This window comes from Bifidobacterium scardovii JCM 12489 = DSM 13734, from assembly GCF_001042635.1.
GTDB lineage: Bacteria > Actinomycetota > Actinomycetes > Actinomycetales > Bifidobacteriaceae > Bifidobacterium > Bifidobacterium scardovii.
On the sequence record NZ_AP012331.1, the window covers coordinates 1,393,240 to 1,406,050 of the forward strand.

The window sequence follows — 12,811 nt, forward strand, 5'->3', positions numbered from 1 at the left end:
CGCTAGCACCCGGGATGGGCATTAGCGGTGCCCGTTGATCCACGCGATGGCGAGCTGCGTGCGGTTGGCGAGCCCCAGCTTGTCGAGGATCGCGCTGATGCGGTTGCGAACCGTGCCCTCGCTCAGGTACAGGGTCGCGGCGATGTCGCGGTTGTCGAGCCCCTCGGCGACGAGCGCGGCGATGTCGCGCTCGCGTTCGCCCAGCAGCGCGTCGAGGGACCCGCCCGGCACGCCTTCCGCGGCGGGTGCCGGGCCCGTGCCGGAGGGGCCCGCCGCGCCGGTGAGCTTGCCGAGCACCTCCGCTCCGAGCACCACCTGCCCGGCCATGACCGCCTGCAGCGCGGGGGCCACCGCCGCGACGTCCTGCTTGATGAGATAGCCCTTGGCGCCGAGATCCATCGCCTGCGCGATGTAGTTCCGGTCCGAGAACGTGGTCAGGAACAGGATGCGCGCCGCCGGATCCCTGGCGAGAATCTCCCGGGCGGCGTCCAGCCCGTCCCGGCCGGGCATCTGGATGTCGATGAGCAGCACGTCCGGATGGCTGGACGGCGTTTCGAAATAGCGCCGCACGGCGGCGTCGCCGTCATGCGCCGTCCACAGCACGTCGCCCGCTCCCGTGGCGGCCAGGATGGTCTCCAGCGATTGGCAGACGATCGGATCGTCGTCCACGATTGCGATTCTCATCGGCTCCTCGATTCATGGTGCGTCGTCGGTTCCAAGCTCTTCCACGCGGCCGCTTCCGGTTCGGCCGGCGTGCCCGGCTGATCGGTCCGACGCCGTTTCGGCACGGATGCGAACACGCGCCAGCCGCCCTCGTACGGGCCGCAGACCGCGGTGCCGCCGAGGGCCCGCACCCGCGATTCGATATCCGCCAGGCCCATGCCCCGCGTCGGTTCGCCGGCCATCCGCGCATGGCCGTCGTTCGCCGGGCCCGGATCCTGCACGACCAGCTGCCAGAACGCCGGGAAATCCCGCAGCGTCACGCTGGCGGAGGCGGCCGCGCTGTGGTGCACCGTATTCGACAGGGCCTCCCTGATCACCGTGGCGAAGCAGCGCGAGACCGGCGCCGGCGCCGAGGCGATGTCGTTGGCCAGCGTCACGGCGAACCCGGGGGAGATGCCGTCGAACGAGGCGACCGCATCGTCGATCTGCGCGACGAAATCGGTGCCGTCGTCGTCAAGGTCGTGCACCGAACGGCGCACCATCGTCATCGCGTCGTCCAGCGTCCCGCCCAATGCGGCGAACCCCCGGGCCGCGGCGGCGTCGCCCGTGGCCTCGGCCACCGCCTTGCCGGCCTGCGCCTGCATGATCGCGCGGGTCAGCAGGTGGCCCACGTTGTCGTGGATCTCGCGGGCGATGCGCGTGCGTTCGCCGAGCGTGGCCATGCGGACCGACTGGGCGCGTTCCTCGTCGATGTCGGCGATGCGCGAGCGGGCGGACCGGGAGGACTCCCGCGCCCGGTCCTGCGCCTGCAGCAGCGCGCGCCGCGCCGCGTCCACACCGGCGCGGGCGCGGCCCAGAACGAACCCGAGCAGCGCGACCGGCGCAAGCACCAGCACGGGCAGGTACCCGGCGAGGCCGTTGCCGCCGGTGGCGGCGCGGAACCACATCGCCGCCAAGGGAAGCGCCCAGAACCAGCGTGCGGCGGCCGCAAGCCATGCAAGCGGAGTCGCGCCGCCGGCCGAGAAGGGGAGCGGGGCCGTGATCCGGGCGGCGCCGCGGCCGGGTTTGCCCGCCCGAGGCGCCCCGGTCAGGCGCGCCGCATCGTAGGCGACAAGCGGCACGAACGCGCTCCATGCCGGCGCGGCGACGGCGATGGCCGGATACGCCAGGCACGGCAGCCATGACCATCGCGTGTCGGCGCGCAGCCATTCGGCCAGCCCGGCGGCGGACACGGCCGACAGCAGCCCGGCGACGAACACGCCGTCCGGCTGAGCCCCGGGCGGCAGCAGCAGGGCCAGCGCCATGCCCAGCACCAGCAGCGTGCACTTCTCGGCCAACACGCGCATGGGACCTCCCGTTCGTCAGGATCTTCGATCCCCAGTCTAGTGGCATCATGCAGTGGCCCACGCCCCCGCTGGATGGGCAGTCCTGTGGACTGCCCATAGCAGTGCGTGAAGCGCACGTCGCATGTGATGTCGGGGCTGTCGGCGCAGCCGACTGGGGGTGGTCGATAGCATAGTCGTATCAAGCATCCGACCACCCTCCGGCGCTACGCGCCACCTCCCGCCAGCGGGAGGATCAACTCAACAATTTGCAAGAGACTACTAGTGTCCCGTACCGTAATCGCGTGCCGGATTCCGGCTCCCTCCCCGAGGGGGCCGCCGGTGCGGAGGAACACCACATATGCGCCGGGCGTGGGGTTTAGTCCCATGGCGTTTGCGCGGCGGCGGACCTACACTGTCTGCAGATGGATGCGGGGCGCCGCCGAGGGGCGCCGGCCCCGCCGCAAGGGGGATGACAGCCGATGATCACGCAAAGCCACAGGGCATCCAACTATTCGATGGACGAGATCAGCCTGATGCCGGTCGACAAGGTGTACCGGGCCATGCAGACCGACGCCGAGGGGCTGTCCGGCTCGCAGGCCGAGATACGGCTGTCCACATACGGCAAGAACCTGATCGAGGAGGAAGGCAGGACGCCCGTCGCCGTGACGTTCCTCAAGAGCTTCACCCACCTGATGGCGCTGCTGCTGTGGGCTGCCGGCGTCATCGCGTTCCTGGCCGGCATGGAGGAGCTCGGCATCGCCGTCTGGCTGGTGAACATCATCAACGGCGTGTTCAGCTTCTGGCAGGAGTACCGGGCCGGCAAGGCCGCCGAGGCCCTGAAGAACATGCTGCCGCAGCACGTCACCGTGATCCGCGACGGCGAGAACACGCAGATCCTGGCCGAGGAGCTGGTGCCCGGCGACGTGCTGGTGCTCGAGGAGGGCGACAGCATCTCCGCCGACGCGCGCCTGGTCAGCTCCAGCGACCTGCAGGTGAACCAGTCCACGCTCAACGGCGAATCCACGCCAGCGCGCAAGAACGCGGCCGCGGCCAACACCAAGGGCCTGCAGGCCGCCGAAATCCCCAATCTGGTGTTCGCCGGCACCTCGGTGGCGCAGGGCAACGGGCGGGCGGTGGTGATCCACACCGGCATGACCACCAAATTCGGCAAAATCGCGCGCCTGACCCAGAACGTGGAGGACAACGTCAGCCCGCTGCAGCGCGAACTCAACCACCTGACCCGGCAGATCACCATCTTCGCCCTGTGCATCGGCGTCGCGTTCTTCGTTCTGGACGTGCTGTTCGTGCACAATCCGCTGGCCGAAACCTTCATCTTCTCCCTCGGCATGGTGGTTGCCTTCATCCCCGAAGGCCTGCTGCCGACCGTGACCCTGGCGCTCGCCATGGCCGTGCAGCGCATGAGCAAGCGCAACGCGCTGGTCAAGAAGCTCTCCAGCGTGGAATCCCTGGGCTCCACGTCGGTGATCTGCACCGACAAGACCGGCACGCTGACCCGCAACGAGATGACCGTCGAATACCTGTGGACCGTGACCCACGAGTACCGGGTGAGCGGCACCGGATACGCGCCGAAGGGCGAGATCACCGTCGACGGGGCCGCCCGCCATGCCGCCGACGACGCGGTGCTGCGCGAGCTGGTCACCGGCGGGGCGCTCTGCTCCAACGCGCATCTGCACGAATCCGAGCCGGACCATGACGTGCGCGAGGCCCATGCGCCCTCCGCCAACGGCCGCTGGCAGGTGTACGGCGACCCGACCGAGGCCTGCCTGCTCGTCTCCTGCCGCAAGGCCGGGCTCGATCCGGACGAACTGAACCGCAAGCTGCCGCGCGTGCGCGAACTGCCGTTCGACTCGCGGCGCAAGCGCATGAGCGTCATCAACCGCATGCCCGACGGCACCTTGGCCGCCTACACCAAGGGTGCGCCGAACGAAGTGGTCGCGCTCGCCACGCGGGTGATGGTCGACGGCGAGTCGCAGCCGATGACCGACGACATGCGCTCGCGGATCATGGCGGCCAACGATGCCTATGCGGACAAGGGACTGCGCGTGCTGGCCGTGGCCGAACGCAGGGTGCCGAGCGTCATCGCTGAGTACCTGGACCGCGCCGCCGGCGCCGATGACGGCGCAGCGGATGGCGGCCCGGTCGACGACGCCGTGGCATCCGGCGCGTCGGCCCCGGTTCCGGACGACGGCGGCGCCGCGGCGGCGATGGACCTGTGCACGCCGGAGGCCATCGAACGGGACCTGACCTTTGTCGGACTGCAGGTCATGGTCGACCCGCCCCGGCCGGAGGTCGCTCAGGCGGTGGCCACCTGCCATGCGGCCGGCATCCGCATCATCATGATCACCGGCGATTACGGGCGCACGGCCCTGTCCATCGCCCGGCGCATCGGCATCGTCGGCAGCCCGGACGCGCGCGTGATCTCCGGGCCCGATCTGGGCGCGATGAGCGACGCCGAGCTCACCGACGCGCTGCGCGGCGAGGTGATCTTCGCGCGCATGGCCCCCGAACAGAAGCTGCGCGTGGTCACCTGCCTGTAGGCGATGGGCGAGATCGTGGCCACCACCGGCGACGGCGTGAACGACGCGCCGGCCCTGAAGAAGGCGGACGTCGGCGTGGCCATGGGCATCACCGGCACCGACGTGGCCAAGGAGGCTGCCGACATCATCCTGACCGACGACAACTTCGCCTCCATCGTGGCCGCCATCGAGGAAGGCCGCGCGGTGTACGCGAACATCCGCCGGTTCCTGCTGTACATCCTCAACTCGAACGTGCCCGAAGCGGTGCCGAGCGCCGTCTACCTGTTCTCCGGCGGCGCGATTCCGCTGCCGCTGACCACCATGCAGATCCTGACCATCGACCTCGGCACCGACATGCTGCCGGCGCTGGGCCTGGGCACCGAGCCGCCCGAAAAGGGGCTGATGAACCAGCCGCCGCGCGACCCGAACGAGCGCCTGCTCGACCGGCGCACGATGATCAAGGCCTTCTGCTGGTACGGCGTGCTCGCCACGGTGGTCTCGCTCATGGGCTACTTCCTGGTCAACAAGCTCAACGGATGGCCGGGCGTGCCGCTGGCCGGCCTGGGCAACGACGCCGACCCGGTGTACGTGACCGCCACCACGATGACGCTCGCCTCGATTGTCTTCGCGCAGATCGGAGCCGTATGGAACTGCCGCACCGGGCGCGACTCGGCGTTCTCTGTCGGCCTGTTCTCCAACCGGACCATCAACATCGGCATCGTGACCGAGATCGTGCTGCTGGTGCTCATCACCGAGGTGCCGATCCTGCGGACCGTTTTCCACACCGCGCCCCTGAGCTGGGACGAATACCTGTACCTGTGCTGCATCCCCTTCGTGATCCTCGGCATCGAGGAACTCCGCAAACTCATCTGGCGGTGCCGCTTCCCCTCCGAACGGATGTAGCGTGGCGTGAGGATTGCCGATTAGGCTGTCCGCAGGGGGCGCGATCGTCGTCACGTTATTCCGGCACGCCCCCGCTGGCGGGGGCGGGATCGGTCCATTGCCTCCGCCGCGATGCGTGACAAATATCATGCCCGTACGGGCGAGTCGTGACGTTTGCCTGTGGCGGCGGGCGGCCCTTGCTTGGGATGATGGGATCACCAAGGAAGGGAGTGGCCATGGCAACCGACAACAGAACCCTCGAACGCGGCGCGATGCCGGCCGTGCATGTCAGCCAGCTGGTCAAACGCTACGGCGACATGGTGGCGCTCGACTACTTCGACCTCGACGTGGCCCAAGGCGAGATCTTCGGCCTGCTCGGGCCGAACGGCTCCGGCAAAACCACCGCGATCAACTGCATCCTCGCGTTGCTCACCTACGATTCGGGCACGATCCGCGTGTTCGGCCAGCCGATGACGCCGACCTCATATGCGCTGAAACGCCGCATCGGCATCGTGCCGCAGAACGTGGCCGTATTCAACGAACTGACCGTCGCCGAGAACATCGACTACTTCTGCTCGCTGTACGTGCCGAAGAAAACCGACCGCGCGCCTCTGGTCGAGGAGGCGATCGAATTCGTCGGGCTCCAGGACTTCCGCAAGTTCCGGCCCGGCAAGCTGTCCGGCGGCCTGCTGAGGCGCCTGAACATCGCCTGCGGCATCGCGCACAAGCCTGATCTGATCTTCTTCGACGAGCCCACGGTCGCCGTCGACCCGCAGAGCCGCAACTCGATCCTGGAGGGCATCCAGCGGCTCAACCGGGCCGGCGCCACGGTGATCTACACCAGCCATTATATGGAGGAGGTCGAGCAGATCTGCGACCGCATCCTCATCATGGACCACGGCCGGCACTTGGCGCTCGGCACCGCCGACGAACTCAAGAACATGATCGACACGGGCGAGCGCATCACCATCGAAACGCTCGATCTGGCGGATTCGGCGATGACTGGGATCCGTGCGTTGCCGTGCGTGATCGAGGCCGCCTACGACGGCAAGGAGCTCGACGTGCGGTGCCGCCGCGGCGAACACAACCTGACCGACGTGCTCGACGCGGTCAAACGCTCCGGCGCCAACGTCGGCCACCTGACCAGCCGTCCGCCCACCCTCAACGACGTGTTCCTCGAACTCACCGGCAAAGCACTGAGAGACTGACGATGCTCCCCTCAGTCGGCTAACGCCGACAGCTCCCCTCAGAGAGGGGAACCAGAAGGCAATTAAGCAACTTGGCTCCCCTCTCTGAGGGGAGCTGTCACCAAAGGTGACTGAGGGGAGTCTCTGGGTAAGGAGAGACACCATGTGGACCACATTCCTGGTCGCATTGAAAGCGAACCTGCGCAACCGGTCGGCGTTGTTCTGGATGACCGTGTTCCCGATCGTGCTGGCGACCATGTTCAACGGGCTGTTCGGCGGATTGGCCGAGGCATACGAGCTCAAGCCGGTGCCGATGGCCGTCGTCGAGGACGCCGGATGGCGGCAGGCTGGCTCTGCCAGCGCCTTCGTGGACGCGCTGGCCGGGAAAACGGCATCGGCTTCGGACGGCACGGCATACGCCGACATCGACCAGAAGCTGCTGACCACCACCACGGTCGGCACCGTGGAGGAGGCCGAGCGGCTGCTCGCCGACGGTACGGCCAACGGCTACCTGACCGCCGACGGCAACGGCCGATTGACGATGACCGTGAGCCGGGAAACCACCATCGAGGCCAAGGACCTCATGCAAAACAGCGGATTGGATATCAGCCTCGCGGCCCTGCGCAGCGTCATCGACCTATACAACCGTACCGACTCCGTCACCCGGCAGACCATCGCCGACAACCCGCAGGCGGCGCTCAGCCGGAACTTCTGGAAGAGCGTCGGGCAAAACGTCGACATGACCCATGAGACGACGCTCACGCATTTCCGGCCCGACGCGATCGCCCGATACTATTACGCGTTGCTGGCCATGTCCTGCATGATGGCCATGGGATACTCCATCAGCATGGTCGCCGCCGCGCAGGCCAACCTGTCCGCGCTGGGCATACGGCGAAGCGTGGCGCCGCTGAGCCGAGCCAAACAGCTCATTGCGGGATTCCTCTCCTGCTGGCTGTGCTCGTCGGTCGCCATGTCCATCGCGCTGGCCTATATCCGATTCGCCTGCAACGTTTCATTCGGCGGACGCGAACCGGCTGCGATTCTCGCGGTCGTCATCGCCTCGTTCATGACCAGCTCCGCAGGCACCGCCCTCGGTGCAGTGCCTAAACTCTCGTACAACACGAAATACGGGCTGTCGACCGGCATTTCCTGCACGCTTTCGTTGTTCACCGGACTGTACGGCGGCTTCGCCATGCAGCTCAGCGACTGGATAGCCCGCAACGCGCCCATCCTCGGCACCATCAACCCCGCGCAGCAGGTGACAAACCTGTTTTACGACATCCTGTACTACGACAGCTACCGGCCGTTCATCACCACCTGCATCATTCTGCTGGCGATGAGCGCGGTATTCCTCTTGACCGGCATCGCAATGCTGAGGAGGCAACGCTATGAACACCTGTAAAGCCACACTGCGCGTACTGTTCGCGCACCGGGCCTACCTGATGATTTACCTCGTGCTCATGGGCATCATGATGCTCTCCATCAGCTGGGTGATGTTGACATCCGTATCCAATTCCATGTCCGCGGTGTTTGAATCGGCCAAAACGCGTGTCGCCATCATCGACCGTGACTCCGGGCGAGGCGGTATCGCCACGTCGATGCGCGCCTACCTGTCGGATTCCAGCGAGCTGGTGGAACTCGACGACGCCGGCGAAACACTGCAACAGGCCGTCGCATCGAATTGGGTGGACCTGATCGTCATCATTCCCAATGGATTCGCCGACGATTATATTGCTGCGGCGATGGACGGCGATGATCCGCCGAACGTCGAAACAGTCACCAGCTACACATCAGGTTCCGGGTCGATGGCCCGGATGAATGTCGGCGGGTTTCTTTCCCTCACCCGCACCGCCCTGATTGGCGCGCGGACAACGGTCGACCAGGCGGCGCTCGCCGGCACGATGGGCGCCACGGGCGGCGCCGCCGGCTTCGATGGCGTGAGTCTGGACCAAGACTTGCTGGACTCGCTGCCGGAAGGATCGGTCGACAAGCCGGGTCTCGAGGATCTGTCCCGGGCCGCCAAGCTGGCCGCCGAATCGGCAAGCGATAAAGACGTGAACCATCAGGTCGCCGTGGTCGACACGCCGGCTGAGGAGCCGGAAAGCGCGACGGATACGTCGGTCAGTGGATTCGGCGGCACCATGAAAACCGCGCTGTACCCGCTGTTCCTGGCGATGACCATCTGCGGGTCGATGATCCTGGGCGCGTTCACCACCGGCGGAGTGCGGCGGCGTCTCACCGCCTCGCCCCGGCGCATGGCCCTGATGGGGCTCCAACGATTGCTGACGTTGGGCGGATTCGCGCTCGCCGTATGCGTCGGCTATCTGATGCTGTCGATTGGTCTGATGATGGCGGCGGGGCTTGACCCGTTGAGCCTGAGCGCCGGGGGAGTGCTGATGACGCTCGGCGCCACCTGCGTGTACGCGCTGATGACCGTCGCCTGCGGATTCATGCTCAGCGAGTTCGGGTTCTCGGAAGAGGCGGCCAACGGGTTCGCCAACATCTTCGGCCTGCTCATCATGTTCACGTCGGGCGTCGCGTTGCCGATTGACATGATGCCCGGCGTGATGGTGACCATAGCCAGATTCCTGCCCGGCTGGTGGTATTGCACCGCGATCGACAACGCGCTCGGTTTCGGGACGGCGGCGGAGACCGGCGTAAGCGTCGCCGGATGGGCCGGCTCCGTGGGCCTGGTCGCGCTGTTCGGCGTGATGTTCATCTGCATCGGCCTGGCCGCCGGCCGGTTCCGCCGCTCCCGTCCCACCCTGGCCGCCCCCGCCACCACGCAGCTGGCCGAAGCCTGAGGCATCGGTCGGCTGCCGATGCCGGCGCCCATGCGCGGCTCCCCTCGGAGCGGGAGCTGCTCTGCATCTCTGGCTCCCCTCCCTGAGGGGAGCTGTCGGCGAAGCCGACTGAGGGGAGTCACCCGCCTCAGCCCTTCAACCGGTATCGTTGCACCGGATCGTCGGCGAGCTTGACGCGGGCGACCCGGCCCTCGCGCATCAGCTCGCGCATGCCGGAGGTGGCGGCCAGCGGTGTCAACTGCAATTCGCGCATGATCTCCTTGACGCTCATCGCCGAATGCCGCTCCAACACGGCCATGATCGACTTCACCACATCGCCCGGCGCCCGGTTCTCCATCGTGCGCTGCCGCGTGATCGTCATCGTGAAGGTGTTGATGCCGTTGCGCGTGGTCGCCGGTTCGATGCCGGCCTCGCGCAATGCCGCGGCGATGCGCTGGTATCCGTCGCCGCCTTCCGGGTTCACGAACCCGCCGCCCGGATACGGCGTCGACTCCAGCAGCGTGAACAGGAACTGGTTGCGGGTCGAGACGAACGGCGTGCCGGTCACCGGGTGCGGGCCGGCCAGCACGTCGTGCGTGACCGTGCCGTACAGGCCACCGGGATTGGTGATCTCGATGCGGTCGGTGAACACGCTGACCCGTACCTGCGTGCCGCGCGCGTCGGGGGAGTAGTCGCGGTGGGTGAGCGCGTTCGCGATGGCCTCGCGCAGCACCACGGGCGGATAGTCGGGTTTCTTCGCGCCGATCCAGCGCATCAGGGAGTCCACCGCGTCGTCGATCATCACGGGAATCGAACCGACCGCCGTCTTCGAGGCCACCAGCCGTTCGTCGCCACGGAACACGTCATCGCGGCTGATGCCGGGGAATACGGCGATCGCGATGCTCAGCCGCGGATAAAAACGCTGCGGATACCGCCCCAGCGCCAGCAGGCCAGCCAGCGTCGGGCGCAATACGCCGCCGACCGTGGCGCCATCGGAATCGTCGTGGCGCAGCACCTGCAGATCCAGCAGCGTGGCCGTGTCGTCCCGCCCGGCGAACACGCGCGGATGCTGCTCGCGCACGCGTTCCAGCAGGGCCGGCACGAGCGCCGGATCGAGGTCGTCGATCGTGGCGCCGGGCACGATATCCAGATCGTAGGTGGGTTGCAGATGCTCCTCGATGAGCCGGTCGACCTCGTAGGAGGTCATGCGCCGGTCGCCGTCGCCGGTGCGGATGAACGATCCGCCGTGCGGCCCCTGCGCCGTGATGAAGCACGGTTTGTCGCGCGGCAGCATCTCGTCGATGCGCGCGAACACGAGATTCGATCCCTCGAACGGGCAGGTGACGATCACCGGGCGCACCACTGGCGTCATCTTCTCGCAGGCCTGGCTCAGCGTCTCCTGCATGGCGCGCGCGTCGAACCCCTCGACCGGCGTGAACCCGTTCTTTTCGGACAGCCCCAGGATGATCCAGCCTCCCGAGCCGTTCGAGAACGCGGACAGCGTGTCGGTGATGGTCGAGGATATCCTGCGCTTGCACTCCTTGACCTCGCACTGCTGCGTGTCGTTGCCGATCATGCGCATCAGCTCGATCAGCTCGGTCATCTTCGCGGTGTAGTCATCGACCATGGCGGCCTCCTTGACACCATTGTGCCCCATGATCCGCCGCCCGCCCGCCTCCGGCCCCGCCAGTTCACCCCAATTCATCCAGAATTCACGGGGCGAACTAGACGAAACGAGCGCCGATGTGGGGTTCGGCTCCGCGTGTTCGCTGACGAGGCCGGTAGGTCGGGGTATGCGGACTATGTTGGTCGGCATGGGGATTTTGCGCGTGATCGATGCCGCCGTCGCTCCGATCGAGGGCATGTGGGCCAAGGGGCGGGTGAAGCTGGCTCCCGAGCCGAAGGGCAAGCGGTTCGGCCTGTTCGACGCCGAGGGGCGTGCGGTGGATATCGAATCGCCGATCGGTCCCGGTTGGAAAGGCGCGGACGGCGTGAAGCCGATTCGGGCCGTCATGGTCGGCGATTCGCTGGTGGCCGGATGCGGCGTGGACGACCAGTCGAAGGGCATCATGCCGCTGCTCGCCTCGCGCGTGGCCGCGCGTACCGGGCGGCCGGTGGCCTGGCGTACGGTCGGCAGGCTCGGCGCGACCGCCCGGCGCGTGCGCTACCGGATGATCGGCGATATCGACGACAAGCCGGACGTGCTGATCGTATGCGTCGGCAGCAACGACATGCTGGCCGGTCGCTCGGTGCGCGAATGGGCCGCCGACATCGCGCCGGTGCTGGACGCGGCCAAGGCCAGGGCCGGCAAGGTGGTGCTGTTCAGCTCCGGACAGCCGCATCGCAGCCCGGTCTTGCCGGGGGCGTTGCGCCGCGACATCGAGCGCCGCATCAACGTGCAGACCGCCACGAGCCGCCGGCTGTGCGAGGCGCGCGGCGTCTCCTTCCTCGACCTGACCCACACCGATCAGGTCGACCCAAGCCGGTTCTGGGCCGTCGACGGCTTCCACCCCGGCACCTTCGGCTACGTGGTCATGGCCGACGCCATCATGCGCCTGCTGTTCGACGGCGCCAGGGAATAGCCGCTCATGCGATGAATCGCGGATAGGCGCGGCCGCCGAATGGGCGGCATCGCCTCGAGAACCGCATGGCGGCCCGCTCGCCGTGGCCGTATCCCGTTTTGAAAACTGTTGCATGGGGGGGCGCGCTGGTGCCCGACGGCTGGGAGTACTGGAAATGGCTGCTGCTGGCCTTGTCATGCCTGCTGCTGATGACCGGGCAGGTCATCGACGTGGCCTCCGAGGTGTTCGAAGTGGATGCGGCCGGCGACGACGATGACATGCTCGTCAAGTACAGCGGATACGTCGCCGTGATCGCCAGCGTGGCCGGCACGCTGCTGGGGCAGGTCGCCGGATCGGCCCTGGCCAACGCCTCCACCATGGCCATGCTGCTCACCTCGTCGGTGCTGTCGTTCGCCTGCGCGCTGACGCGGTTCCGCACCCGCGAGTTCATGCCGGGATTCGGCGGCGACGATGCCGGCGGCAGCGGTGACGGAGCCGCCGATGAATCCGCTGCGGCCGATGCGGCGCATACGCCGCAACGCGCCACGGTCACCCGGTCGACCCGGATCAGGTTGCTCGCCGCCTCGTTGCTGCTCGCGCTGATCCCGTCGCTGTGGGCAAGCTATGCGTTGCTGGGCATCGGCTCCCGTTACGGCGGCGATGCGCTGACCGTGGTCTACGCGTTCGGCGGCGTCGGCGGCATCGTCGGATCGTTCGTCTACATGCGGCTCTCCGCGAGACCTGGCATGCGCGCCGTGGCCGCCATCGGGGCGGCCGCCACGGCGCTCTCCCTCGCCGCCGCGGCCTTGGTGCTGTGCGCCGGATTCGTCCCGTTGCTCAAGGCCATGCCCGGGCCGGTGCGGCACTGACATG

9 protein-coding genes and 1 pseudogene are annotated in these 12,811 nt (G+C 67.5%); 7 read left to right on the forward strand and 3 right to left on the reverse strand.

Annotated features, from left to right (window positions below):
- Positions 1-21: 21 nt before the first annotated feature.
- Positions 22-684, reverse strand: a complete 663-nt coding sequence (locus BBSC_RS05730) for a response regulator transcription factor (RefSeq protein WP_033517579.1) — start codon at positions 682-684, stop codon at positions 22-24.
- Positions 681-2,009, reverse strand: coding sequence for a sensor histidine kinase (locus tag BBSC_RS05735; protein ID WP_033517577.1), 1,329 nt, complete (start codon positions 2,007-2,009; stop codon positions 681-683). The genes BBSC_RS05730 and BBSC_RS05735 overlap by 4 nt, the downstream gene beginning before the upstream one ends.
- Positions 2,010-2,467: 458 nt before the next feature.
- On the opposite strand from BBSC_RS05735, the gene BBSC_RS05740 reads away from it, so the two are divergent.
- The 5 genes from BBSC_RS05740 to BBSC_RS05755 all read left to right on the forward strand — a co-directional run bounded on the left by BBSC_RS05740 (position 2,468) and on the right by BBSC_RS05755 (position 9,398).
- Positions 2,468-4,546: a cation-translocating P-type ATPase gene (locus BBSC_RS05740; RefSeq protein ID WP_197074453.1), complete on the forward strand. Its 2,079-nt coding sequence runs from the start codon at positions 2,468-2,470 to the stop codon at positions 4,544-4,546.
- A 3-nt stretch (positions 4,547-4,549) separates the two neighbouring features.
- Positions 4,550-5,428, forward strand: coding sequence for an HAD-IC family P-type ATPase (locus tag BBSC_RS14370; protein ID WP_051923187.1), 879 nt, complete (start codon positions 4,550-4,552; stop codon positions 5,426-5,428).
- A gap of 215 nt (positions 5,429-5,643) precedes the next feature.
- Positions 5,644-6,615, forward strand: a complete 972-nt coding sequence (locus BBSC_RS05745) for an ABC transporter ATP-binding protein (protein ID WP_033517556.1) — start codon at positions 5,644-5,646, stop codon at positions 6,613-6,615.
- 142 nt (positions 6,616-6,757) lie between these two features.
- The gene (locus BBSC_RS05750) at positions 6,758-7,996 is read left to right on the forward strand and encodes an ABC transporter permease (RefSeq protein WP_033517555.1); all 1,239 of its coding nucleotides are present in this window, start codon (positions 6,758-6,760) and stop codon (positions 7,994-7,996) included.
- Entirely contained in the window at positions 7,983-9,398 is a 1,416-nt protein-coding gene (locus tag BBSC_RS05755; RefSeq protein ID WP_033517553.1) for an ABC transporter permease, read from the forward strand. Before BBSC_RS05750 ends, BBSC_RS05755 begins: the two co-directional genes overlap by 14 nt.
- 127 nt (positions 9,399-9,525) lie before the next feature.
- Here BBSC_RS05755 and BBSC_RS05760 read toward each other — a convergent pair whose 3' ends face one another.
- Positions 9,526-11,004, reverse strand: coding sequence for an ATP-binding protein (locus tag BBSC_RS05760; RefSeq protein ID WP_033517551.1), 1,479 nt, complete (start codon positions 11,002-11,004; stop codon positions 9,526-9,528).
- Positions 11,005-11,170: 166 nt separating this feature from the next.
- On the opposite strand from BBSC_RS05760, the gene BBSC_RS05765 reads away from it, so the two are divergent.
- Together BBSC_RS05765 and BBSC_RS05770 are read left to right on the forward strand one after the other, a co-directional pair.
- Positions 11,171-11,959, forward strand: coding sequence for an SGNH/GDSL hydrolase family protein (locus BBSC_RS05765; RefSeq protein WP_144414430.1), 789 nt, complete (start codon positions 11,171-11,173; stop codon positions 11,957-11,959).
- A 122-nt stretch (positions 11,960-12,081) separates the two neighbouring features.
- Positions 12,082-12,807 (forward strand): annotated as a pseudogene (locus tag BBSC_RS05770) (MFS transporter); the annotation flags it as partial.
- Positions 12,808-12,811: the final 4 nt, after the last annotated feature.

Coding starts and splice junctions, on each gene's coding strand:
- BBSC_RS05730 (WP_033517579.1), bottom strand. CDS start 684: ATGAGAATCGCAATCGTGGACGACGATCCGATCGTCTGCCAATCGCTG.
- BBSC_RS05735 (WP_033517577.1), bottom strand. CDS start 2,009: ATGCGCGTGTTGGCCGAGAAGTGCACGCTGCTGGTGCTGGGCATGGCG.
- BBSC_RS05740 (WP_197074453.1), top strand. CDS start 2,468: ATGATCACGCAAAGCCACAGGGCATCCAACTATTCGATGGACGAGATC.
- BBSC_RS14370 (WP_051923187.1), top strand. CDS start 4,550: ATGGGCGAGATCGTGGCCACCACCGGCGACGGCGTGAACGACGCGCCG.
- BBSC_RS05745 (WP_033517556.1), top strand. CDS start 5,644: ATGGCAACCGACAACAGAACCCTCGAACGCGGCGCGATGCCGGCCGTG.
- BBSC_RS05750 (WP_033517555.1), top strand. CDS start 6,758: ATGTGGACCACATTCCTGGTCGCATTGAAAGCGAACCTGCGCAACCGG.
- BBSC_RS05755 (WP_033517553.1), top strand. CDS start 7,983: ATGAACACCTGTAAAGCCACACTGCGCGTACTGTTCGCGCACCGGGCC.
- BBSC_RS05760 (WP_033517551.1), bottom strand. CDS start 11,004: ATGGTCGATGACTACACCGCGAAGATGACCGAGCTGATCGAGCTGATG.
- BBSC_RS05765 (WP_144414430.1), top strand. CDS start 11,171: ATGCGGACTATGTTGGTCGGCATGGGGATTTTGCGCGTGATCGATGCC.